Raw genomic sequence first — 22,385 nt, 5'->3', positions numbered from 1 at the left:
TGGGCCAGGCTGCTCAACGCGGTCCTGCCAGCACGCGGACGACGCCCGAGGCGCCGGACCGTGACGACGATGGCCTTGGCCCTCGTCGCCCCCTTCGTCACCCTCCTCGCGGCGCCCGTGAGCGCCGAGGCCGCCACGGCCGCCGAGCCCGCGTTCAAGGTGCTCGTCTTCTCGAAGACGACAGGCTTCCGGCACGACTCGATCCCCGAGGGCATCACGGCCGTGCAGAAACTCGGAGAGGAGAACAACTTCGCGGTCGACACCACCGAGGACAGCGCGCTGTTCACGGACCAGAACCTGGCCCAGTACCAGGCCGTGGTCTTCATGTCCACGACCGGTGACCCGCTGGGCACGCAGGACCAGAAGGACGCCTTCCAGCGCTACATCCAGAACGGCGGTGGCTTCGTCGGCGTCCACGCCGCCGCCGACAGCGGCTACGACTGGGCCTGGTACGGCGAGCTGGTCGGGGCGTACTTCAAGTCGCACCCGGCGATCCAGCAGGCCACGGTCAAGGTCGAGGATCCGGCGCACCCGTCCACGAAGGACCTGCCGGCGACCTGGACCCGTACCGACGAGTGGTACGACTACCAGGCCAACCCGCGCGGCACGGTGCACGTGCTGACGTCGATGGACGAGAAGTCCTACACCGGCGCCACGATGGGCGCCGACCACCCGAACACCTGGTGCCACGACTACGACGGCGGCCGTTCCTGGTACACCGGGCTCGGCCACCTCAAGGAGAACTACAGCGAGCCCAACTTCCTGAAGCTGCTCCTCGGCGGCATCCAGACCGCCGCCGGCGCGGTCAGGGCCGACTGCTCGGCCTCGCAGAGCAGCAGCTTCGAGAAGGTCACGCTCGACGACAACACCTCGAACCCGATGATGGTGGACGTCGCCAAGGACGGCCGGGTCTTCTACATCGACCGGCTCGGCGATGTCAAGATCATCAAGCCGTCCGGCGGCACGGTGACGGCGGCGCAGCTGGACGTCTTCACCGCCAACGAGAGCGGCCTGCTCGGGCTCACGCTCGACCCCGACTTCGACACCAACCACTGGATGTACCTGTTCTACTCGCCCACCGGGACGAACGTCGACAGGCTGAGCAGGTTCACCGTCACCGGTGACACCCTGGACCTGGAGAGCGAGACGCGGATCCTCGACGTCCCGGTTCAGCGGGCCGAGTGCTGCCACCACGGCGGCGGCATGGTCATGGACCCCCGGACCGGCGATCTGTGGCTGGGCACGGGCGACAACACCAACCCGTTCGCCTCCGACGGCTACACGCCGATCGACGAGCGGTCCGGCCGCGCAAGCTGGGACGCCCAGCGCACCTCGGGCAACACCAACAGCCTCAGCGGCAAGCTGCTGCGGATCCACCCCGAGCCCGACGGCACCTACACCATCCCGTCCGGCAACCTCTTCCCGCCGGGCACGGAGAACACCAAGCCGGAGATCTACGGCATGGGCTTCCGCAATCCGTTCCGCATCGGCCTGGACCCGAAGACGGGCCACATCATGCTCGGCGAGTACGGCCCCGACGCCGGTTCGGCGAGCGCCACCCGGGGCCCGCAGAACACGGTCGAGTGGAACATCGTCTCCGAGCCGGGCAACTACGGCTGGCCCTACTGCGTCGGCGACAACACCCCGTACATCGACTACGACTTCGCCACCCAGCAGTCGGGGGCGCCGTTCAACTGCACCGCGCCGGTTAACGACTCCCCGAACAACGACGGCCTCACCGACCTGCCCACGATGGTGCCCGCGACGATCTGGTACCACTACGCGGCCGACCCGCAGAACTTCCCGGAGCTGAGGGGCGGCGCGCCGATGGGCGGCCCGGTCTACCGCGCCGACCCGGACCTGCAGTCGGACGTGAAGTGGCCGGCGTACTGGGACGGCAAGGCCGTGTTCGGCGAGTGGAACAACGACCAGGTGTGGTCGTTCCAGCTCGACGAGAGCGGCACCGAGCTCGTGGAGATGAACCGCATCCTCGGCTCCCTGTCGTTCAAGAAGCCGATGGACATGAAGTTCGGCCCCGACGGCGCGCTGTACATGATCGAGTGGGGCTCCGGCTTCGGCGGCGACAACGCCGACTCCGGCATCTACCGGATCGATTACATCAAGGGCACCCGCCCGCCGATCGCCCGTGCCACGGCGGACAAGACGGACGGGCCGCTGCCGCTGGCCGTCACGTTCTCCAGCGAGGGCAGCCGGGACCCGGACGACGAGCCGCTCACGTTCGCGTGGGACCTCGACGGCGACGGCGACACCGACTCCACTGACCCCAACCCCTCCTACACCTACGAGGAGGGCGGCGACTACAACGTGGTCCTGACCGTCACGACCCCCGGCGGCAAGACCGCCACCGCCAGTGTCGCGATCAGCGCGGGCAACACCCGTCCCACCGTCACGGTGGACCTCCCGCCGAACGGCGCCTTCTTCGAGTTCGGTGACCAGGTGAAGTTCAAGGTGACCGCCACCGACCCCGAGGACGGCACGATCGACTGCGACAAGGTGCAGATCCAGGCGATCCTCGGTCACGAGAGCCACGGCCACCCGCTCGACCAGCACACGGGCTGTGAGGGCACCCTGCAGACCCAGCAGGCCGGCCACGGCGAGTACGACAACCTCTTCTACGTGATCGAGGCCAGCTACACCGACGAGGGGGCCAACGGCGCGAAGCCCCTGACCGGGCGGGGCGAGACGCTCCTGCAGCCCAAGCGCAAGCAGGCCGAGCACTTCACGCAGACCGGCCGGGTGGCCGACGGCGTGGGCACCGACACCGCGGGTGTCCAGGCCGAGACCACGAGCGACCCGCAAGGCGGCAATCAGCACATCGGGTTCGTCCAGGACGGCGACTGGTGGTCGTTCGACCCGGTGAACCTGTCGAACGTCACCGCGCTCCGGTTACGCGCCTCCTCGGGCGGCGCCGGCGGCACCGTCCAGGTCAGGGCGGGTGACCCCGAGACCGGCGCGCTGGTCGGCTCGGCAGAGGTGACGCCCACCGGCGGCTGGCAGACGTTCACCGACGTCACGCTCGACGTGACCGGCGCGCCGGCGGAGAGCGGACCGCTGTACTTCGTCGTGCGTAAGCCGGCGAGCGCGGCGAACGACGCCTACCTGGCGAACTTCAACTGGGTGGACTTCGTCGGCAAGGGCGCCACGGACAACCAGCGTCCGGTCGTGACCGCGACGGCGACGCCGGCGACGGGCGTCGCCCCGCTGACGGTCGACTTCGAGGCGACGGCCACCGACCCGGAAGGCGACCCGATCACTTACAAGTGGAACTTCGGCGTGAACGGCGCGCCGGAGCCCACCACGGCCGAGGCGAGCCACACCTACACCGCACCGGGCACCTACACGGCCGTGGTGACCGTGTCCGATGACAAGGGCGCGTCGGCCACGGCGCAGGTCCAGGTCAAGGTGGACGCGCCGGCCGCGGTGTGCTTCACCGGACGTTCCGACGACTTCCTGGGCGACCAGCTCGACCGGGACCGCTGGTCGGTCATCAGGGAGAACCAGGACCTCAGGGTCGCCGACGGCAAACTGGTGATCCCGACCTCGACCACCGACATCTACAGCACGGGTGGCAACACGCCGAACATCGTGGTGCAGCCGGCGCCGTCGGGCGCCTGGACCGCCACCGCCAAGCTCACGCTGGACGCGCGGGACGCGTACCAGCAGGCGGGTCTGATCATCTACGGCGACGACGACAACTACGCCAAGATGGTGCTGCAGGCGCGCTCCACCTCGGGTCCGAACCACGCCGACCGCATCTTCCAGTTCATCCGGGAGGAGAACGGCAGCCCCAACGAGGTGTCGCAGAGCAATACGGCCACCCTCGGGGACGCCTACCCCGACACGGTGTACGTGCGGTTCATCAGCGACGGAACGAACATCACCGCCCACTACTCCGCCGACGGCACCACGTTCACCGCGATGCCGCAGACCAAGCCGCTCGCCGGGATCACCGACCCGAAGATCGGCCTGATCTCGCTGGCGGGGGCCGACCACCCGGTGGTGGACGCGTCCTTCGACTGGTTCCACATCACGCCGGACGACAGTGCGACCGGGCCGGACCCGAACGACGAGTTCGACGGCACCGCGCTCGACGCCTGCCGCTGGACCGCGATCGTGCGCCCCGACGCCACGGCGATGCGCGTGAGCGACGGCAAGCTGGAGCTCGACACCACGACCGGTGACATCTACGGGACCGACAACACCGGCCCGAAGAACCTCATCCTGCAGCCGGCCCCGAGCGGCGACTGGACGCTGGAGACCAAGGTGGACGCCTCGGCACTCAACGAGCAGTACCAGCAGGGCGGCCTCATGGTGTACACCGGCGACGACGACTACGTGAAGCTCGACTTCCTCACCACCAACGCGGCCGGGTCGACAGTGGCGCGGAGCATCGAGCTGCGCAGCGAGGTCGGCGGGACCGTGCAGAGCCCGCAGCCACAGGTGAACAACCTCACCACCGGCATCTGGTGGCTGCGGCTCAAGAAGGAGGGCGACACCTACTCCGGGTCCTACTCCGCCGACGGCGAGACCTGGACGGAACTGTCCGCCGCGGTGCAGAACAGCGCGGTGGCCACCGACGCCAAGGTCGGCGTGTACACGATCGGCACCAACCAGTCGGCGTCGAAGAAGGTCACGTTCGACTACTTCCGCCTCACCAAGGCGGCGGCCGAGGACAAGACCGCGCCGGTGACGACGGCGACGACCGATCCGGAGGAGCCGGCGGGCGGCACGTTCACCGGCCCGGTGTCGGTCACGCTGCAGGCCACCGACGAGGACGGCGGCAGCGGGGTCGACAGGACCGAGTACCAGCTCGACGACGGCGACTGGACCGCCTACACCGGACCGGTCACCGTGACCGGCGACGGGCAGCACGAGCTGCGCTACCGCTCGGCCGACAAGGCGGGCAACGTCGAGGAGGCCAAGACGCTGACACTGACGATCTCGGCGTCCACACCGCAGGTCGACCTGACGGTCTCCGCCTCGTCCCGCTGCATCAGCACCTCGGCGTACGTGGCGGTCACGGCCGTCAACGGCTCCGACGTGCCGGTGACGGTGACGCTGACCACCCCGTTCGGCTCGAAGACCGTGGCCGACGTGACCCCGGGCAAGCAGGCGTACCAGTCCTTCAACAGCCGGGCCGGGCAGATCGACGCCGGCACGGTGACCGTGAAGGGAGTCGCGACGATCGGCGGCGAGCAGGTCACCTCGTCGTACGACGCCGACTACCCGGCGCTCAGCTGCCGCTGACCGCACCGGCGGTGACCACTGTCCGCGCGACCGTGGTCACCGCCCCCAGCAGAACCGGGGCCGGCCGGCCGATCGGCCGGCCGGCCCCGCCCCCCAGCGATGGAGCGAAGACATGAGAATCAACAGGACCACGCAACTGCTCGCCGCGGCGGTGCTCGGCGTCGCGCTCGCGGGCGTCGGCATGGCTGGTCCCGCGGTGGCGGACGACGACCCCGAGCAGGGCATCGACGTCACGGTGACGATCGAGCCCGGCACCACTCCGGGCCAGGTGTCCATGACCGTCGCCGACAACGGCGGCGTGTCCCTTCAGGAGGACGGCTCCAACGCCGCCGCCCGCCAGTTCGTCGGCACCCTGCCGACGGTCACGGTGAACGACACCCGCCGGCCCGAGGAGATCCCTGCCGGCGACTTCTGGGCGGTTGTCGGCCAGGCCGGCGAGTTCACCGCGACGAGCGGCTCCACGCCGCCCATCGGCTCGCAGTACCTGGGCTGGCGGCCGCGCCTGCTGACCGACTCCTCCTCCGGGGCGGTGGAGGCCGGTGAGCCCGTCTCCAGTGTCATCTCCGACGGCTCGGGAGCGCCGGCCGTCGGTCTGCAGGGCCAGGAACTGCTGGTGTCGACGGCGAACTCCGCCGACGAGATCGGCACCTGGCAGGTCAACGCCGACCTCACGCTGCGCACCCCCGCCGACGTCACCGCCGGCGAGTACCACTCGACCCTCACGCTTTCCCTGTTCAACCAGTCCTGAACGGCAACCGGTCCCGAACGTTCACCTGGTCCTGAACCGGAGGCAGGACGCCATCGTCCGCTCCGGCCGTCCGGGGCCCGCGCCCGCCCGGCGCGGGCCCCGGACGGCCACGACGAGACTGGAGACCTCTGTTGACCGCAAGCCGCCCGCGAGGCGTCCTCGCCCGCCTCGCCGTCCTCCCCGCTCTAGGCGTCGCGCTGCTGGCCGCCATGGCGGCGTTCGCCACCCCGTCCGGCGCCGACACCACCTGGTCGGTCGTGCCGGCCAGCGCCGACGGTCCCGACGGCCGCAGCGCCATCGACCTCGAACTCGCCGGAGGCCAGCAGGTCGTCGAGCACGTGGCGGTCATCAACCGCTCCACCGAGCCGGTGGACTTCGCGATCGACGCCAACGACGGCTACCTGACCTCCAAGGGCTATTTCGACATGCTGCCCTCCGACGCCGAGCCCACCGACGGCGGTGCCTGGATCACGGTCCCCGAGAAGGTGACCATCGCCGCCGGGGCCACGTCCGTCGTTCCCGTGACGGTGTCGATCCCCCGGAACGCGACGCCGGGGGACCACCCCGCGGGCGTGACCGCGTCTCTGGAGACCGTCTCCGGCCAGGTACGGGTCCAGAACCGGGTGGGCGTCCGCCTGAACATCCGCGTCACCGGCGACTACGTGGCCAAGGTGGCCGTGACCGGCGTGCGGGCCGAGTACGTGGGCTCGTGGAACCCGTTCGCCGCGGGATCCGTCGAGGTGACCTACACCGTGGCCAACGAAGGCAACGTCCGGCTGGTCACGGACAACGAAGTGCTGACGTCCACGCTCGTGGGGGAGAGCGGCTGGAACGACCCGTCCGCGGCCAGGGCCAGGGAGCTCATGCCGGGCGGCAGCCGCACGTTCGTCGCGCGGGTGCCCGGCGCGTGGCCGCTGGGCCCCATCGGCACGACCGTCATGGCGGTCCCCTCGCCCGTGGGCGAGCCGCTTCCCGGCGTCGCCGCCCAGCGGGCGGCGGTCGGCACCACGGTGTGGGCGCTGCCCTGGCCGCAGCTCGGCTCCCTCGCCCTCCTCGTCCTCGCCTTCTTCGCCATCCGGCTGAACGCCGCCAGGCGCCGCAGGCGCATCGAGAAGCTGATCATGCTCGCCCGCCAGGAAGCGTCCCAGGAGGCGTGAGCGCCCTCGGCAACCGCCCCCAGGAGGTGGCCACCATCAACCGACCCAGGCAGCCGGCCCCGGCCCGGCCCGCGGCGCGGGGCCGCGTGCTCGCCCTCGCGTTCGCCCTCGCGTTCGCGCTCGGCGCGCTCGTCGCCGGCGGCGTGGTGTTCGGCGTGACCCGGCCGAGCTCGATCGAGCAGGCGGCCGACCGCCTCCGCGCCGAGTCCGCGCTGCGCGACCGGACACAGATCAGGACCCTGACGGAGCTGGCCCGCGGCACGCGGACCCGGCTCCTCCCCGTGCTCGACGGGCTCGCCCTGGCCCTGCCCGGCGACGGCGCCGCGGGACCTGTCGCGGTGACCGCCGCCGACGTCGAGAAGTGGCGGCAGGCCGCCGCCGCGGCCGTCCAGGGCTTCGCCGACCCGCCGTCCGGCGAGACCGCCACCAACGTGGCGCGGTCGAGTCTCGCCTCCGCCGCGCGGCAGTTCGCCACGACCGTCGACACCTACACGATGGCGCGGGACCTCACAGGACCGGCCCGCGCCGCCGCCCTCGACCTGGCCGCACGGCAACGCGCCGACGCGCTCTTCACCTGGTCGATCGGGGCCACCGCCCTCGACGCCGTGAACATCGACGCCGGCTACGGCCACCAGCACGTGTTCCTGCCCACATCACCCGGCGAAGGGGCGCTCACCCCCGACACCGAACCCGAGGGGAGCCACCAACCGTGAAAAAGGCACCGGCCTACGTCCTCACCGTCCTGCTGGCCGGGCTCGCGCTGGTGCTCGGCGCACCGGCAGCCGCGGCCCACGGCGGGCCGATCAAGCTGGAGGTGACAGGAGACGGCGCCGACAACGTCAACGTGCTGGTGACATACAAGAAGGACGGCCATCCCGTCACGGAGATCGTCGCGGCGACGCTGAAGGCGACCTCGGCCGACGGCCGGTCCTTCGGGCCGGTGCCGCTCAGGTCGGCGCCGGAGGGCCAGAACCTCTACCACTCCGCCGAGCCGCTGCCGAGCGGGGAGTGGCGGGTCACCGTGACCGCGACCGAACCGTCCAAGGCGAAGACGATGGTGCGGGTGAAGGCGGGCGTGGTCGCCGCCACGCCCGCTGTCGAGGCCCTTCCCGCATCGGACCAGACGAGCCGGGCGACGGCGCCCGCGCGGAACGGGGCCGCCGCGGCGACGACCGCGGGGGACGACGACGGCGCGACGGGAACTCCCCTCAAGATAGGCGTCATCGTCCTCGCGGCGCTGGCCGCCGTCGCGGCCTGGATCGTCTTCGCCCGGCGCCACACCCGCGCGGGCGCTGGACACTGACGGACCTCGCGGGCCGGTCGCGGCCGTGCGGTTCAGCCCGGGCAGGGCGGGGTGAACGAGACGTACCGGGGAGCGGGCACGCTCGCCCGATCACTTCGCCTGCTCGCGTCCGGCCAGGTCCGCTGAGGTGAAGCCCGCTCTGGTGACGCCGCCCGCCGCGTCGGCGCCGATCTTGGCCAGCTGTTGAAGGCGGGACGGACATGAAGTACGTGTCGGCGGTGGGGTCCCCTCTCGGCAGATCTTCCACCCGCTGGCGTGGGCAGCCGGCGGGGATCGGTCTCGTGGAGGGCGTGCTGGTGCCCGGTGGCCGCTCAGGAGGGCGGTAGACGAGGTGGGCGGGGTGAAGTAGCCGTGTTGGTAGTTGGAGCAGGAGCACACACCGCGCCAGGGCGTTGAGCTCGGCAGCCGAGATTCGAGCAGGTCAGCGGAGTAGTTCGATAACGGGCTCCATGGCACGCATGCCGTCTCCCACCCCTCCCTGGAGAACCGTGACGTACCTGAACCCGTAGCGCTCGCGGTTCTGCTGCAGCTTGTCGGCGATCCGCTCCGCCGTACCGACGAGACAGCCGTGGACGTCGCCCAGTTCGTCGTGCGGGACGTCCGGCGCGAAGTGCTGGAGCTTGGACATCGCCGCCTGTCGCTCGTTCGTAACAATGATCGCCGGGATCCCGTTGTTCAGCTCCACTTGTGCCTGGCGGAAGCTGAGCGCGGCCCGTACGAAGGCGACGCGTTCGGCGATCATGGGCGCGCCGGCGAAGGCGGGTAATCCGACCTTGCCGTAGCGGCTGCTGGCGGCGCCCGTGATGGCGATGATGTCGGCGTGTTCGGCGCCGGTGGGGTAGAGCATGCCGAGCTCGGCGAGCCGCTCAGGGGTGGCCGACGGCCGTCCTGCGGCTAGCCGAGACGCGGTCGCGTGGTGTGCTCGGCGGCCAGCATGAGTGCCGGGAACGGTGCGGGCCGGCCCAGGTGGTCGACGACCGAAATCGTGTCGAAGCCGACACTCTCGGCCGTGCGGCACTGTTCGATCCAGTCGCGGCGATCGGCGGCGGCGCTCAGCGCCACACCGATGCGGAAGGGTTTCAGCGCCATCACGCCCGCTCCGCGGCAAGGCGCAGCAGCTCGTCGACGGACCACTGGTCGCTCGCGCGCTTGCCGTACTTGACCGCCAGGACGACCCCGTCGGGGGCAGATGAGGAAGTCGCGGGCAGGCCGAGCGCGGTCTCGCCGGACGAGGGCGCCGGGGAGCCTCCGGCGCGGAGCCCGGCGGTTACCTTTCTCGACATCATGACAGCGTGTCGTCCGCTGGGCGCATACGTCGGCGGGACAAGCAGCGATCGCGCCCGAGAGCATGAGATGCGGTCATGTCAGCGGAACGTGTTCCCATAACCCTTGAGAAGGCGTGAGGCTGCGAAAGTGACACGATCCCCGACATGTGATCCACCGCACACGCGGTGGCGAGCGCCTATCGGCTCCTGCCTGCGTCGCGTCGTAGCCGAGGGCCGACGAGCCGAGCCCGCTTTCTCGTCCAGGGCTTTGGAAGCGGCGCGGTCAAAGGCAGGGAAGGGTTGAATTCGGCCTCACGGCTTCCTGGGAGCCTTGCCCTGAAATTTTCACTATGTTTTCGGACTGAACGACGTGATACGTGCCAGCAAAACGGCATGGGAGCGCCGCCCGTCACCTCAGAGGAGCGAACCGCGCCTTGACGGGACCCGCATGCCTCGTATTTGCTCCGTCGCACCACCATCGGCAGGAACGGGCGCGGCAAAGCGATGTGAACGATGACGCGGTTCTTCCGCCGTGCCCTCCCATTACGCCAGTTCCGCACGGATGAGAGGACTGATTCAGCTCATGTTAACGCTAACTGACGCCCTGGCACCGTCCCTTCCGGCGGTGCCACAGGCAGGTGAGTGATGATACGGCGTAATTCCGTCCTCGCCGCTGTCATCGCGGCGGTGCTTCTCGCGGTGGCCACGGGTGGTACGGCGCTGGGCAGCAGCGAAACCACGTCCCGTGCGGCGAGCGCCGCCGCCACGACGCCAGGATGCGGCAAGACTCCAACACTCAGAAGTGGCACGCATACGATCCAGAGCGGCGGCCAGACCCGCTCCTTCATCCTGAGGATTCCCGACAACTACAACAACACCAACCCCTACCGGTTGATCTTCGGGTTCCATTGGCTGGGCGGCACCGCCAACGACGTCGACTCGGGCGGGAGCAGCGGATTCACCTGGTCTTACTACGGGCTCAGGCAACTGGCGAACAACACTGCGATCTTCGTCGCCCCTCAGGGACTGAACAACGGCTGGGCCAATTCCGGCGGGCAAGACCTGGCCTTCGTCGACGACATGATCAGGCTGATCGAAGCAGACCTGTGCGTCGACACCACGCAGCGGTTCGCCGGAGGCTTCAGCTACGGCGGCGGCATGAGCTACGCCCTGGCCTGCGCCCGGGCGACGGTCTTCCGCGCGGTCGCGGTCTACGCCGGCGCACAGCTCAGCGGATGCAGCGGCGGCACCCAGCCCATCGCCTACATCGGGCTCCACGGCCTCAGGGACAACGTGCTCAACATCTCGCAGGGCCGGTCGCTGCGCGACACGTTCGTCAGGAACAACGGGTGCACTCCCCAAAACCCGCCCGAGCCGGCACAGGGCAGCCTGACGCACGTCGTCACCGCCTACTCGGGATGCCGATCCGGATACCCGGTCGTGTGGGCGGCGTTCGACGGGGGGCACACCCCTGGTCCAGTGGACGGGTCCACCGCTGACGACGGCGCACGTACCTGGACCAAGGCAGTGGTGTGGGACTTCTTCAACCAGTTCCAGAGCACGAACGACACCACTCCGCCGACCTCTCCGGGGACTCCCGCCGTCTCCGACGTGACCGCCACCAGCGCCACGCTGACCTGGACGGCATCCACCGACCAGGGCGGCTCCGGCCTGGCGGGTTACAACGTCTACCGGGAGCAGGGCGCCACCGACCCGCAGCTCGGCCAGTCCACCACCAACTCGATCACCCTGACCGGGCTGACCGCCGACACCGAATACCAGGTCTACGTACGAGCACGCGACGGTGCGGGCAACCTGTCGGGCAACTCCGCGACGGTCACCTTCACCACGACCTCCACCGGAGGCGACACCACGCCACCCACCGCCCCGGGCGGGCTGGCGGCATCCGGCACCACCGCTAGCGGCACCAATCTGTCCTGGGCCGCTTCCACTGACAACGTGGGGGTCACCGGCTATGACATCCTGCGCGCACCCGGGGCCACTGGCGGCACCTTCGCCCAGGTCGGCACCTCGGCCACGACCTCGTACAGCGACACGGGCCTGACCCCGAGCACCACCTACCGTTACCAGGTCCGCGCGCGGGACGCCGCCGGCAACCTCTCGCCGGTGTCCGGCACCGTCCAGGTCACCACCCGCGGCACCAGCACCGAAACCTGCTCGGCGACGCCGACCGTGCAGACCCAGTGGGGCACCGGCTATGTGATCCAGCCGCTGACCATCACCAATACCAGTACCTCGACGACCACCAATTGGACGGTCACCTTCACGCTCCCGGCCGGGCACACGCTGACCGGCTCGTGGAACGCCACCGTCACCACCAGCGGGCAGACCGTCACGGCCAAGAACGTGAGCTACAACGGCACGCTGGCCCCCGGAGCCACCACCAGCTTCGGCTTCCAGGTCAGCCGCCCCAACGGCGACACGGCCCTGCCATCCGGATACACCTGCACCGGCGCGTGACCTCGCGACCGGATAACGGCCCAGCCCTCGGCGAACGTCTCAGTGAGGGCTGGGCCGCACCCGTTCTTCCTCACCGCCGCTGACAGCACTGGCGCGATGGTGAGGGCGCGGTATCCGTGCCCGCATGTGAGAAGGCCACCCGCGGTGAAAGCGGACGGCCTTCTGGGAAGCAGGAGCCTCAGCTGTAGGAGTAGGACTGCGCGCTGCAGCCGGTGATGTAGGGCCCGGGGTAGACCTGCTGGGTGGAGCAGCCCCAGGTGGCGGTCAGGGTCGTGGCCGAAGAGGGAATGCTGATCGCCGGTCCGTTGGTCCAGCCGACCTGGTCATATTGGTGACCGCCGCTGCAGATGGCCGACACGCTCACCGAGGTGCTGCCGCCGGGCAGGCTGATCGTGAACGACCACGTGTGGTTCGCCGGGTTCGCGACCATCGAGCTGAAGGGCATCGTCACGCCGTACGAAGGAGGCGCGGAGGCGACCGAGACGTACGAGGCGTACCAGTCGCGGGTGTCGCCGGAGTAGTTGACGTTGAGGCAGTCCACCGTGGCGTTGAGCGTCAGGGTTGAGGCGGCGGCGGGCTGCTGCATGGTCACGACCATCGCGGCGGTGGTGGCCAGCATCACGCCGGCCGTCAGTGCCCGGCGGATCAGGTTGCCAGCGATCATGGAGTCCCTCTCTTCGCGCCGTTGACTGTGGAGATTCGCCAGAGCCGCCGGCCTCGCCGTCCGCCAGGGGCGCCGCCCTGATCGGGGTGAGGCGGACGCGCACGTCGGTGAGGCCGGTCGGGTGTCGAGGGGAGGATCACACAATGGGTACGGACTGGACAGACCCATACAAGGGACCGCGCTCCGAAACAAGCGGTGAATCGCGGTTCCGTACGGCCCGTAAAAGGGCGGCGATACCGCCCCACGGATCAACAGGCTGGTCGCAGGCCATGTGACGCCATGCGATGTGGCGGTCGTACCCGCGTCATCACCGTCGTCCGCGCGGCGGTGTTCGTGAAACTTTCCACACGGGGACGCCTGGCGGCGAGCTGTCGAAGCTCGCGGTCCGGGAGCGCCCCAATGGTGATCTACGATGTAAAGGCATGGCCAATGAGCGGTTGCTGATCATCACAAGATAGTCACAATCCGTGTCCGAACTCCAACCCCTCAGGCATCAGGACGCGACGTCCTGATGGACGAAGGGGTGAGGGAAATGACCAGCGGCCCAACCGGATACGCCGTCATCGACGTGGAGACCACGGGCCCGCGCCCGTCGTGGCACGACCGGATCGTCGAGGTCGGCGTCGTGCTGCTCGACCCGCGCGGACTCGTCACCGGCGAATGGAGCACCCTGGTCAACCCCGAACGCGATCTGGGACCGCAACGCATCCGCGGCCTCACCGCCGCCGGCGTCCGCCACGCGCCGACCTTCAAGGAGATCGCCGGGAGTCTCGCCGGTCTGTTGCGGGGCCGGGTGCCCGTGGCTCAGAGCGTGTCTGAGAAGATCGTTCATGTACGGTGTGGCAGCGTGACGACCAGCTCGCGAGCGGTCAAGGTGTCCAGGTGCTCCCGCAGCACTACCCCTCAGACCTGACCGACACCCAATGGGAACTCGTCGCGCCCTTACTTCCCGAGCCGAACACCGGCGGGCGACCGGAGAAGCACCCACGCAGGAAGATCGTCAACGCCATCCTGTACGTGGTCCGGTCCGGCTGCCCATGGCGCTACCTGCCCACCGACCTGCCGCCCTGGCAGACCGTGTACTGGTACTTCCAGCAGTGGGAGCAGGCCGGCGTGACCGAGACCCTGCTACGCGAGCTGCGCATCAAGGCCCGCCGCCAGTAAGGCCGCGACGACGAGCCGTCCGCGGGCGTCATCGACTCCCAGAGCGTCAAGGGCGCCGACACGGTCGGGCGTGACAGCCGCGGCTATGACGCGAACAAGAAGGTCAACGGCCGTAAGCGATCCATCATCACCGACACCACCGGCCTGCTGACGACGAGCATGTGAACGAAAAGTCCCGTTAGCGAATCCCCAGCTAACTACTTGATCTTCCGCTCGTCCTGCTTGCCCGGCCTGCCCTACCTTCGGCGTCTATGTCGGTTGAGTTCTTGAGGGATGATGAGGCGGCCGCTTCTCGGGTGCTCCGTCGCAGGCGGAGCTGGAGCGGTTCTTCTACCTGGACGACACGGATCGAACGCTGATCGCCGATCGGCGTGGGACACACGCCCGCCTCGGCTTCCCCCTCCAGCTGACGACAGCCCGCTACGTCGGGCGCTTTCTGACCGACCCGCTGGACGTGCCCGACGAGGTGCTGGTGTACCTCGGCGAGCAACTCGGGATCGAGGATGTCCCGCAGATCAGCCAGTACACCGAGCGGCGCAGCACGCCGTTCGAGCACCAGGCCGCGATCCGCAAGGCGAACGCGCTGAAGGAGTTCTCCCAGGCGGAGGCGGATTTCATCGTGTGGGCGAGCGCGCGGGCATGGAACATCGGCGACGGCAAGAAGACCATCGTCTATGACGGGGTGACGTGGCTGCGCACCAACAAGGTGCTGCCCCCGGGTGTGACCACGCTGGCCCGGCTGGTCCCCGAGTGCGGGATGAGGCCACCGACCGTCTCTGTGACACGCTGCGCGGGTGCTGTCGCCGCGGCAGCGGGTGATCCTGGAGATGCTGCTGGAGGTGCCCGAAGGCCGGCGCTCCTCGGAGTGGGGCTGAGGGTGATGCCGCTGCCGGTGGAGGTGCCGCACCGGCGGATGGTCGATTCGGCGGCCGTGACCTCAAGGCGGGCCACATTGATCAGTGGGCAGAACCGCCGATGCCCGGTCGCATGGCTTTGAGGAAGGCGTCGACGAGGGCGTCGGCGTACTGCGGGGTGAGCGGGCCCGAGCGGAGCAGCCAGCGCTGATAGAGGGGGCCGTACAGCAGCTCCAGAGCCAGGTCGAGGTCGGCGTCAGGGGCGAGTTGGCCGGCTCGCTGGGCGCTGCGCAGCCGGGCCTTCTTGGCCTCGTCGACCGGCCCGGCCAGTTTCTCGCGGTATTGGGCGGCGAGTGCCGGATCGTTGATGATCTCGGTGTTGAGCGCGCGGATCGGCCCCTCGAACGCCGGATCGGCGAACTCGGCCACCGTCGCCCGCATTACCACCCTGAGGTCGGCCTTCAGGTCGCCGGTGTCGGGCAGCGCCATGTCCTGCTCCGGCCCGCTCTCGCTGAGCGCCAGAAAGGCGTCCAGGACCACCGCGCCCTTGGAGGGCCACCAGCGGTAGATCGTCTGCTTGCCCACGCCGGCCCGGGTCGCGATGGCCTCGATGGTCAGCTTGACGTATCCCATCTCGGAAACCAGCTCGCGGGCGGCGGCCGAGATGGCCTGCCGGGAGCGCTGACTGCGGCGGGCGGGGTTGGGCTGCTTGGCCATGTGCCGAATCATAACACTCTTGCAAGACGAGACGTACCGTCTTGACGTTATGGCGAGGCGAGACGTACCGTCTTGTCTCGTAAGCACTGGACCCGAACACGAGGAGGTGGAGCCCATGACCCGGGTGTGGTTCATCACGGGCGCGTCACGAGGACTGGGCCGGGCGTTCACGGAGGCGGCGCTGCAAGCGGGCGACCGGGTGGTCGGGGCCGCGCGCAACGTCGAGCCGCTCGCCGATCTGGCCCGGCGCCATCCCGGCGACCTGGTACCGCTGCCGCTCGACGTCACCGACCGCGCAGCCGTGTTCGCGGGCGTGGAGCGGGCGGCAGCGGCCTTCGGCAAGCTCGACATCGTGGTCAACAACGCCGGCGTCATGCTCCTGGGCATGTTGGAGGAGGCGACGGAAGAGCAGATCAGATCCCACTTCGACGTCAACCTGTTCGGCGCGATCTGGGTCACCCAGGCCGTGCTCCCTCACCTGCGCTCCCAGGGCTCCGGCCGCATTCTGCAAGTCACCACGATGGGCACCGGCGGCGGCTTCCCCATGGTCGGCCTGTACGCGGCCGGCAAGTCGGCGCTCGACTCGGTCTCCGAGGCCGTGGCGGGAGAGGCCGAGCAGTTCGGCATCAAGCTGACCATCGTGCAGATGGGCGGCTACGACACGGGCCTGTTCACCACGGGCACCACGATGACCGCATCCGCCCCGCACTATCAGGAGCTGCGCGACAAGCTGATCGAGATGTGGGGCGATGAGGCCGGTCCCGCCCCGGAGACCGCCGCTCCGGTGATCATGGAGCTGGTGGACCTGCCGGAGCCGCCGCGGCGTCTCATCGTCGGCGCCGCGTCCTACGACATGGTCCAGCAGGACCTCCAGGACCGGGTCGCGAAGTACCGCGCCTGGGAGCACCTCAGCCGCAGAGCGCCCGGATGACCCGCCCACAGGACCAGCAGAGCACGCCTGCCGGGGCGCTCGGGACGGAACACCCCGGCAGGGCGGCACGGTGACGCGCGATCACGCCTTCGATGACCGGCCATCCTCCCGGACCACGAGCAGGGCCGGCGGCGCCCGCACCACCGCGGACCGGGCGCGGCGCACGCTTTCACAGAACTTCCTGGCTGACCGCCGGGCCATCGATCTCGTGATCAGGGCAGCAGACCCGGCAGGGCTGGTGCTGGAGCCTGGGGCGGGCGCTGGAGCGCTGACCCTGGCACTGGCCGGGGCGGGCGCCCAAGTGATCGGCTACGAGATCGATCCACGCCTGGCCCGGCGGCTGGCCGCAGGCACACGCGATGATCCCCGCGTCGAGGTGGTGCACGGCGACTTCACCACCGCGCCGGTGCCGGGACGGCCGTTCGCGGTCGTGGGGAACATACCGTACTCGGCGACGTCGAAGATCGTGAACTGGTGCTTGGGGGCGCCGTCCCTGACCTCGGCCACGCTGCTCACCCAGCGCGAGTACGCCCGCAAACGTGCGGGCGGCTACGGCCGCTGGAGCCGCGTGACCGTGCGGTCGTGGCCATGGTTCCACTGGCGGCTCGGCCCCACGGTGAACCGGAGGTCCTTCCGGCCGGTACCGTCGGTCGACTCGGCGATCCTGCGGATGGAGCGTAGGCCCGAACCTTTGGTGCGCGGCCGCCGCACCTACCAGGAACTGGTCGAGCGGGCTCGGCGGCTCGGTGCGCGCCTCGCTGAGGATGCGTCACCGAGGAGTGGACGCCGCTCTGGCGGCGGCCGGCGTGTCTCGTGACGCCGTCGTCGGATACGTTCACCCAGACAAGTGGATGGCGCTGTGGCAGCGCCTGTACTGGTGACCCGCCCTGAATCCTCGGCGCGGTAGCTCTCCAGCGACATCGCCCTTAAGCGGAAGCGATCGCTGTGGCAGCAGCCCATACCGAGACCGCGACCCGCTACCGGTTGATCGCCCACCACGGCGAAGAACGCGACTCCGCCGCGGCCCGCCTGGCCTCGCTCGTTGAAGCGAGGCTCCGCGCCGGCGGTATCGACATCCCCCGACCGGATCGAGGCTGAGACCGACAGGAGCCGTCGCAGAGAGCCCGTTCCCCGGCCGCCGCAGCCCGGGGAACGGGCTGAGGAGAGGATCGGTCCAGTCAAAGGGGCGGGCTCACCAGACGTGGACCCGAGACACAGGCGACGTAGCACCAAAATCCGGTCCGCCCCTCCCCGGAGGCCTCCCGGTCAAGGATGAGGACGCCGGTCGGCTGTCCCCGCTCGGTCACGCCCATCTCGACGTCCTGGGCCGCTACTCCATCTCCTCCTCCGCACTGGCCGAAGGCCTGCGGCAGTTCGGCGAGATCCCTGACCTTCCCGACGGCGGGGGTGGCCGGGGAGGGGGTGCAGAACCCAGGCTTGAGGTGGGGCATGGGGCCGTTCCGATGCCCCGGTGTTCACGGCCGCGGCGCCCGGCTTGCGGCCGGGCCGGCGATCAGCGAATCTCCCACCAGGTCAGGTTGGCGGCCGCCTGGGACGTCGGCTCGATGATCTCCCATGCCTCGGTGATCAGACCGTCGTCGAGCCGCCAGATGTCGACGACCGTGATCTCCGGCCCGTCAGCGGGCAGCTGACGCCTGGAATGCATCACGACATGATGGCCGTCGGCGAGCACGTGCTGGATCTCGACCTGCATGCCGGCGAGCGGGACGAGCGCGGCGCCCACGGCGGCCAGCCATTCCGACTTCGTCTTGGAGGTCGCGTCCGGGCGGTGATGGAGGAAGTCGTCACTCAGCAACGGCGCGAGCGCGTCGACGTCGCCGGTCGCGACCAGTGCGGTCAGCGCCTGCTGGACGATGCTCTTGTTGCCGTGGGTCATGTTCTGCGTAGTCACGGGCCGCAATGTTTCCGACGTCCGGGACATTTGTCGATGAAATGCCATTTCATGGCATTCGGGTGCTCGATGAGTAGCATCGTCGTCCATGCACACCGTGGGGGAACTGCTGCGGCAGTGGCGGCATCGCCGGCGCCTCAGCCAGCTGGATCTCGCGATCGCCGCTGAGGTGTCGGCTCGTCACGTCAGCCTGGTGGAGACCGGCAAGTCCCGCCCGAGCGCCGAGATGATCCTGCGACTGGCCGAGCAGCTCGACGTGCCGTTGCGAGAGCGTAACCGGCTGCTGCTGGCTGCCGGCTTCGCGCCCCGCTATGCCGAACGGCCGCTCGATCAGGAGTCGTTGTCGGCGGCCTGGGACGCGATCGAACGGGTGCTGCGCGCGCATGAGCCGTATCCGGCGCTGGCCATCGATCGCCGGTGGGACATCGTGATGAGCAATCGCGCCATCGACCCGTTCCTCGCCGCCGTCGCCCCCGACCTGCTGGTACCGCCGATCAACATGGTGCGGCTGGGGCTGGACCCGCGCGGGCTCGCGCCGCACATCGTCAACCTGGCTCAGGTGCGTACGCTGCTGCGCATCCGGATCGCACGGCAGCTCGCCACAGCTCCCGACCCTGGACTCACCGCGATCTACGAGGATTTCCTTGCCCCCCATTCGGGGGACGCGAGTCAACCGGTCGAGTCGGAGGTCGCCATCCCGATGATCTTCAGCTTCGGCGGGCGCGAACTGCGGCTGTTCTCGACGACGACCACGTTCGGCACTCCGATGGACATCACCCTGGACGAGGTCGCGATCGAGTCGTACTACCCGACGGACGCCGACAGCGCCGCCTACTTCACCGCACTCGACGCCGGCAGGCAGTCACCTGCCCTCTGACCAGGAAGACGGCGGCTGGAGTGAACGGAGCGCTGGTGGGCGGTGGGACGGTCATGGCGGTACGCGCCAGGAGGAGATGCGACACATGAGAACCGCCGGCGCGACGTCGGCCAGGCGCGTCAGCACAGGATCGGAGACGTCGGCGGGGTGGCCCGACGCGACGCTCCAGACAGCCGCAGACTCGAAGGGCCTCGGCCTGGGTGGAGGGGTATGGCTGGAAGTGCTCGGACGCGCGACTCCGGCACGTTATCCGGTACATCGGCCGAAGCGGCTCAACGAACATCACCCGGCGGCCGGCATGAGCGCCGCGCCGAAGATCACCGCCCTGCTCGGCCGCGAACGGCCGCTCGCCGACGTAGCCGACGCCGAGATCGGCGCCGCGCTCACCGAACTGTGGGGCGGACGCGCACCGGCCACCTGGAACCGCAACCGCGCCGCCGTCACCTCCTGGCTGCTGCGGTGCCAGACCAAGAAGCACTGGGCCGCCCCCCTGGTCCCGGCTGAGGCCGAACGCCGCAAGGAGAGCGCCGACGAGACCCGCGCCGTCGCCAAGACCACCATCCACCGGCTGCTGTCCCGCCGCGGCACGGGCTGAGCGACGGAGGCTACTGGGTCGAGCCGACCGTGCTCGACCACGTGACCACCGACCACACGGTGGCCCGGACCGAGGTCTTCGGTCCGGTGCTGGCGGTGAGCACGTTCGTCGATGAGGCCGACGCGGTCAGGCAGGCCAACGACACCGAGTTCGGACTGGCTGGAGCGGTCTGGACGCGGTCAGTCGAGAGGGCGCACCGGATCGCCGACGAGGTCCGGGCCGGCACGTTCTGGATCAACTCCTACAAGACGATCCATGTGGCGGCACCGCTCGGTGGGTTCGGGGATTCGGGCTGGGGTCGTTCATCCGGCCCTGATGTGTTGGGCGAGTACACCCAGGCGAAGGCGGTCTGGGTGCCGACCGCTCCCTACCCTGCACCCTCTCCGTCTTTGCGGGATTCGTGACGGCTACGAGAGTGTGCACCCTGGTCAAGGTGTGAGGCGTCATGCGCGCCTCGAGATTTGACCGGACCGGCGGTTGACGGCTGCTGCCACGGCGGAAGCGTCTCACCTGCGTGGGGTGAGACGCTTTCGCCGTCGGACCCGACCTCGTCGGCTGTCTGCCGGTCGCGCAGTTCGATTACCTCGCGAACGGTCAGAAGATTACGTCCTGAAGGATGGCTGGAAGTTGCTGCCGCTCGATGAGTCGCAGGCATCGGCGGCAGTTCACCGGCGCGGTCGAGGTGCGCAGTCGTCGTGGGTCCCAGCCTGCGATCGCCGTATGACAGGCCGGTGCGGGTCGGGGAGCTCTTCGTCGTATCGGTCGATGCTGGTGCCCGCCAGATGGATGGTGTGTGAATTGTCCAGTCGTAAGGCGCTGGCCTCCATACAGGCGATTCTACCAAGGTGATGTTCGCTTCGGTGTTATTCGAGATTCAGGCGTTTCCCACATATCGTTCCTCTTCGCTCGTGACCTGAAGCTAATGACAGAACTGACAGTACGTCGGAAGTCCGCTCTGATTTGGGTCCTTGGCGTCGGACGTAACAGAGACAGAACGTTGACGAATCTACTCTGTGAATGACAGAACCCGAATCTCGCGTGCAGCTCTGGTGAGGAGGGGAGAGGGAGAGATGTTCTGTCACTGCTCTGCGATCTGTCACCGTTCTGTCTTACCTTTGCCCAGGTCGTTTCCGCAGGTCATCTCCACCGTAGCGGTTCTGTCACGGCTTTTCCGAAGAGAACAGGGTTGATGGCGTACTTCGGAGAGGGCCTGCGCCCGCCTCGCGATCCGGGGGAGGGCTCGGGAAGGGCGCGGATGCAGCCGTGCGCGTCCAGTAGCGACAGCACCGCGCCTACCGTCGAGGCGTCATTGAATTTCGTCTGCATCCCGCGATGGAGATCGCGCCGGCTGAACCGCCGGGCCGTCCTGACGTTCTCGTTCTTGGTCATCCAGGTCACGGCATCGCCGGCGAGTTCGGTGTGCCGACCTTCCGCCATCGCGCCGAAACAGGCCGCGGCGTGGGCGATGTAATAGCGGGCGATCTCGATGGCCTGCCGCATGATCTCTTCGACAATGGGCTTACGGAAGCCGTCATGGAGATGCTCGGCCAGGTGCAGCAGGCCCGTGATGCGGACGGCGGCGCCGACGAGCTTGCCCGCCCAGTCGCGCAGGCTGCCGAGCTCGCCGACGCCCGCACGCAGCTTGGGCTCGATCTCGTCCTGGAACTCGGTGACGAGCTTGGCGGCAGCTGGGGACAAGTCGAGGATCTAGGGCCGCTCCCATTCGGCCAGACTGATGACCAGATGCGTCATATTTCGCTCGTAGGCGTGCCGTACCTGCTCGGGTACGAGGTCCGGTTCGGTCTTGCGGTAGCCGACCGTGTCACGATCTCCGGCATGGCGCGGCCACGCTCAGCCTGGCGGCGGGGACGGACATGAAGTACGTGTCGGCGATGCTGCGGCACTCGTCGATCGGGATCACTTCCGACATCTGCACGGCGGTGCTGCCGGATGTGGCCAGGGCGGCAGCGGAGGCGGCGCTTCGCCTGGTGCCTCGAAAAATCATGCTGAAGGAGGGGTCCGAAACTGGGGTCCCCCTTCGGTCCCCCAACCGCCGCTTCCCCCGCCCGCGGAAGCGGGATAGGGTGCTCCGTACCTGGTGAAGTGGGTAGGGCGGGTGGGACTTGAACCCACGACCCACGGATTATGAGTCCGATGCTCTGACCGGCTGAGCTACCGCCCCTGGATTGAGTTGTGCGCATCGACAAGGTTAAAGCATGGTGAGCGCCCCCAGCCCCGCCTGATGCCTCGCACATCATTCCACGCCTAGCCCTCTCGGGGGAGAGTAGGACGATCATTCTTCCGAGAGCGGACGGGGTGGCGCGCTCGCCGGTGAAGCTGATCTACGAGACGCACGCCACCACGGTGGAGCCGGCGAGCTGTCCGCCGCCGGGCGGGAACAGGCGCGTGAGCTGGGGGAGCGGCGGAAGGACGTGGACATGGTCCACGC

The 22,385-nt window shown here is 69.0% G+C and carries 18 protein-coding genes, 1 tRNA gene and 4 pseudogenes; 15 read left to right on the top strand and 8 right to left on the bottom strand.

Features of this window, described 5'->3' with window-relative positions; all coding sequences use genetic code 11:
• The first annotated feature begins 69 nt into the window (after window positions 1-69).
• The 5 genes from FR742_RS23640 (at window position 70) to FR742_RS23620 (ending at window position 8,476) form a co-directional block, all read left to right on the top strand.
• Window positions 70-5,268 (top strand): ThuA domain-containing protein, encoded by a 5,199-nt coding sequence (locus FR742_RS23640; protein ID WP_187281276.1) that lies wholly within the window; start codon window positions 70-72, stop codon window positions 5,266-5,268.
• A gap of 112 nt (window positions 5,269-5,380) precedes the next feature.
• Window positions 5,381-6,016 (top strand): hypothetical protein, encoded by a 636-nt coding sequence (locus tag FR742_RS23635; protein WP_148032959.1) that lies wholly within the window; start codon window positions 5,381-5,383, stop codon window positions 6,014-6,016.
• Between the two features lie 131 nt (window positions 6,017-6,147).
• Window positions 6,148-7,173, top strand: a complete 1,026-nt coding sequence (locus tag FR742_RS23630; protein WP_148032958.1) for a DUF916 domain-containing protein — start codon at window positions 6,148-6,150, stop codon at window positions 7,171-7,173.
• The gene (locus tag FR742_RS23625; RefSeq protein WP_148032957.1) at window positions 7,170-7,886 is read left to right on the top strand and encodes a hypothetical protein; all 717 of its coding nucleotides are present in this window, start codon (window positions 7,170-7,172) and stop codon (window positions 7,884-7,886) included. Before FR742_RS23630 ends, FR742_RS23625 begins: the two co-directional genes overlap by 4 nt.
• Window positions 7,883-8,476 (top strand): hypothetical protein, encoded by a 594-nt coding sequence (locus FR742_RS23620; RefSeq protein ID WP_148032956.1) that lies wholly within the window; start codon window positions 7,883-7,885, stop codon window positions 8,474-8,476. The genes FR742_RS23625 and FR742_RS23620 overlap by 4 nt, the downstream gene beginning before the upstream one ends.
• Window positions 8,477-8,897: 421 nt before the next feature.
• Here FR742_RS23620 and FR742_RS45315 read toward each other — a convergent pair whose 3' ends face one another.
• From FR742_RS45315 to FR742_RS45305, 3 genes are read right to left on the bottom strand one after another with little or no spacing between them, the layout of a single operon-like run.
• Window positions 8,898-9,323 (bottom strand): hypothetical protein, encoded by a 426-nt coding sequence (locus FR742_RS45315; protein ID WP_222709033.1) that lies wholly within the window; start codon window positions 9,321-9,323, stop codon window positions 8,898-8,900.
• A gap of 47 nt (window positions 9,324-9,370) precedes the next feature.
• On the bottom strand, window positions 9,371-9,565 hold the full coding sequence (locus FR742_RS45310; RefSeq protein ID WP_222709032.1) for an LLM class flavin-dependent oxidoreductase: 195 nt from the start codon (window positions 9,563-9,565) through the stop codon (window positions 9,371-9,373).
• Window positions 9,565-9,759: a hypothetical protein gene (locus FR742_RS45305; RefSeq protein WP_222709031.1), complete on the bottom strand. Its 195-nt coding sequence runs from the start codon at window positions 9,757-9,759 to the stop codon at window positions 9,565-9,567. The genes FR742_RS45310 and FR742_RS45305 overlap by 1 nt, the downstream gene beginning before the upstream one ends.
• 627 nt (window positions 9,760-10,386) lie before the next feature.
• Between FR742_RS45305 and FR742_RS23605 the strand changes: the two genes are divergently transcribed.
• Window positions 10,387-12,222, top strand: a complete 1,836-nt coding sequence (locus FR742_RS23605; RefSeq protein WP_148032955.1) for a cellulose binding domain-containing protein — start codon at window positions 10,387-10,389, stop codon at window positions 12,220-12,222.
• Between the two features lie 178 nt (window positions 12,223-12,400).
• On the opposite strand, the gene FR742_RS23600 is transcribed toward FR742_RS23605, so the two are convergent.
• Window positions 12,401-12,886, bottom strand: coding sequence for a hypothetical protein (locus tag FR742_RS23600; RefSeq protein WP_148032954.1), 486 nt, complete (start codon window positions 12,884-12,886; stop codon window positions 12,401-12,403).
• Window positions 12,887-13,397: 511 nt separating this feature from the next.
• On the opposite strand from FR742_RS23600, the gene FR742_RS23595 reads away from it, so the two are divergent.
• The 4 genes and pseudogenes from FR742_RS23595 to FR742_RS23585 all read left to right on the top strand — a co-directional run.
• Complete coding sequence (locus tag FR742_RS23595; RefSeq protein ID WP_396989663.1) at window positions 13,398-13,799, top strand: exonuclease domain-containing protein; 402 nt, start codon at window positions 13,398-13,400, stop codon at window positions 13,797-13,799.
• Window positions 13,778-13,979 (top strand): annotated as a pseudogene (locus tag FR742_RS23590) (transposase); the annotation flags it as partial. The gene FR742_RS23595 and the pseudogene FR742_RS23590, both read left to right, overlap by 22 nt.
• Before the next feature lie 65 nt (window positions 13,980-14,044).
• Window positions 14,045-14,200: pseudogene (locus tag FR742_RS46605) on the top strand (transposase); the annotation flags it as partial.
• A gap of 148 nt (window positions 14,201-14,348) precedes the next feature.
• Window positions 14,349-15,047: pseudogene (locus tag FR742_RS23585) on the top strand (DUF4158 domain-containing protein); the annotation flags it as partial.
• Here the strand turns inward: FR742_RS23585 and FR742_RS23580 are convergent.
• Window positions 15,007-15,621 carry a TetR/AcrR family transcriptional regulator gene (locus FR742_RS23580; protein ID WP_148032950.1) on the bottom strand — a complete coding sequence of 205 codons (615 nt, stop codon included), beginning with the start codon at window positions 15,619-15,621 and terminating at the stop codon, window positions 15,007-15,009. The pseudogene FR742_RS23585 and the gene FR742_RS23580 sit on opposite strands and share 41 nt — an antisense overlap.
• A 115-nt stretch (window positions 15,622-15,736) precedes the next feature.
• Between FR742_RS23580 and FR742_RS23575 the strand changes: the two genes are divergently transcribed.
• Both FR742_RS23575 and FR742_RS23570 read left to right on the top strand, forming a co-directional pair.
• Window positions 15,737-16,552, top strand: coding sequence for an SDR family NAD(P)-dependent oxidoreductase (locus FR742_RS23575; RefSeq protein WP_148032949.1), 816 nt, complete (start codon window positions 15,737-15,739; stop codon window positions 16,550-16,552).
• 181 nt (window positions 16,553-16,733) lie between these two features.
• Window positions 16,734-17,433: pseudogene (locus FR742_RS23570) on the top strand (ribosomal RNA small subunit methyltransferase A).
• 632 nt (window positions 17,434-18,065) lie between these two features.
• Here the strand turns inward: FR742_RS23570 and FR742_RS23565 are convergent.
• The gene (locus tag FR742_RS23565; protein WP_261808702.1) at window positions 18,066-18,464 is read right to left on the bottom strand and encodes a nuclear transport factor 2 family protein; all 399 of its coding nucleotides are present in this window, start codon (window positions 18,462-18,464) and stop codon (window positions 18,066-18,068) included.
• Between the two features lie 88 nt (window positions 18,465-18,552).
• Here FR742_RS23565 and FR742_RS23560 point away from each other — a divergent pair, with 88 nt between their 5' ends.
• The 3 genes from FR742_RS23560 to FR742_RS23550 all read left to right on the top strand — a co-directional run bounded on the left by FR742_RS23560 (window position 18,553) and on the right by FR742_RS23550 (window position 20,340).
• Window positions 18,553-19,341 carry a helix-turn-helix domain-containing protein gene (locus FR742_RS23560; RefSeq protein ID WP_148032948.1) on the top strand — a complete coding sequence of 263 codons (789 nt, stop codon included), beginning with the start codon at window positions 18,553-18,555 and terminating at the stop codon, window positions 19,339-19,341.
• A 298-nt stretch (window positions 19,342-19,639) separates the two neighbouring features.
• Window positions 19,640-19,936, top strand: coding sequence for a hypothetical protein (locus FR742_RS23555; protein WP_261808701.1), 297 nt, complete (start codon window positions 19,640-19,642; stop codon window positions 19,934-19,936).
• Window positions 19,933-20,340: an aldehyde dehydrogenase family protein gene (locus tag FR742_RS23550; protein WP_148032947.1), complete on the top strand. Its 408-nt coding sequence runs from the start codon at window positions 19,933-19,935 to the stop codon at window positions 20,338-20,340. Before FR742_RS23555 ends, FR742_RS23550 begins: the two co-directional genes overlap by 4 nt.
• A 733-nt stretch (window positions 20,341-21,073) precedes the next feature.
• Here the strand turns inward: FR742_RS23550 and FR742_RS23545 are convergent.
• Both FR742_RS23545 and FR742_RS23535 read right to left on the bottom strand, forming a co-directional pair.
• Window positions 21,074-21,634 (bottom strand): DUF3987 domain-containing protein, encoded by a 561-nt coding sequence (locus tag FR742_RS23545; RefSeq protein ID WP_187281274.1) that lies wholly within the window; start codon window positions 21,632-21,634, stop codon window positions 21,074-21,076.
• 410 nt (window positions 21,635-22,044) lie between these two features.
• Window positions 22,045-22,118: transfer RNA gene (locus tag FR742_RS23535), tRNA-Ile, on the bottom strand.
• Between the last annotated feature and the right edge of the window lie 267 nt (window positions 22,119-22,385).

The sequence above is a fragment of the Nonomuraea sp. C10 genome (assembly GCF_008017515.1).
Taxonomy (GTDB): Bacteria; Actinomycetota; Actinomycetes; order Streptosporangiales; family Streptosporangiaceae; genus Nonomuraea; species Nonomuraea ferruginea.
Note: the sequence above shows the minus strand (reverse complement) of the source record. Positions and strands in the feature narration are given on the sequence as shown.

Excerpts from the sequence above, each read along its gene's own strand:
- FR742_RS23595 (WP_396989663.1), top strand. The coding sequence starts at position 13,398 with ATGGACGAAGGGGTGAGGGAAATGACCAGCGGCCCAACCGGATACGCC.
- FR742_RS23600 (WP_148032954.1), bottom strand. The coding sequence starts at position 12,886 with ATGATCGCTGGCAACCTGATCCGCCGGGCACTGACGGCCGGCGTGATG.
- FR742_RS23575 (WP_148032949.1), top strand. The coding sequence starts at position 15,737 with ATGACCCGGGTGTGGTTCATCACGGGCGCGTCACGAGGACTGGGCCGG.
- FR742_RS23640 (WP_187281276.1), top strand. The coding sequence starts at position 70 with ATGGCCTTGGCCCTCGTCGCCCCCTTCGTCACCCTCCTCGCGGCGCCC.
- FR742_RS45315 (WP_222709033.1), bottom strand. The coding sequence starts at position 9,323 with ATGCTCTACCCCACCGGCGCCGAACACGCCGACATCATCGCCATCACG.
- FR742_RS23605 (WP_148032955.1), top strand. The coding sequence starts at position 10,387 with ATGATACGGCGTAATTCCGTCCTCGCCGCTGTCATCGCGGCGGTGCTT.
- FR742_RS45310 (WP_222709032.1), bottom strand. The coding sequence starts at position 9,565 with ATGGCGCTGAAACCCTTCCGCATCGGTGTGGCGCTGAGCGCCGCCGCC.
- FR742_RS23635 (WP_148032959.1), top strand. The coding sequence starts at position 5,381 with ATGAGAATCAACAGGACCACGCAACTGCTCGCCGCGGCGGTGCTCGGC.
- FR742_RS23555 (WP_261808701.1), top strand. The coding sequence starts at position 19,640 with ATGAGCGCCGCGCCGAAGATCACCGCCCTGCTCGGCCGCGAACGGCCG.
- FR742_RS23560 (WP_148032948.1), top strand. The coding sequence starts at position 18,553 with ATGCACACCGTGGGGGAACTGCTGCGGCAGTGGCGGCATCGCCGGCGC.
- FR742_RS45305 (WP_222709031.1), bottom strand. The coding sequence starts at position 9,759 with ATGTCGAGAAAGGTAACCGCCGGGCTCCGCGCCGGAGGCTCCCCGGCG.
- FR742_RS23580 (WP_148032950.1), bottom strand. The coding sequence starts at position 15,621 with ATGGCCAAGCAGCCCAACCCCGCCCGCCGCAGTCAGCGCTCCCGGCAG.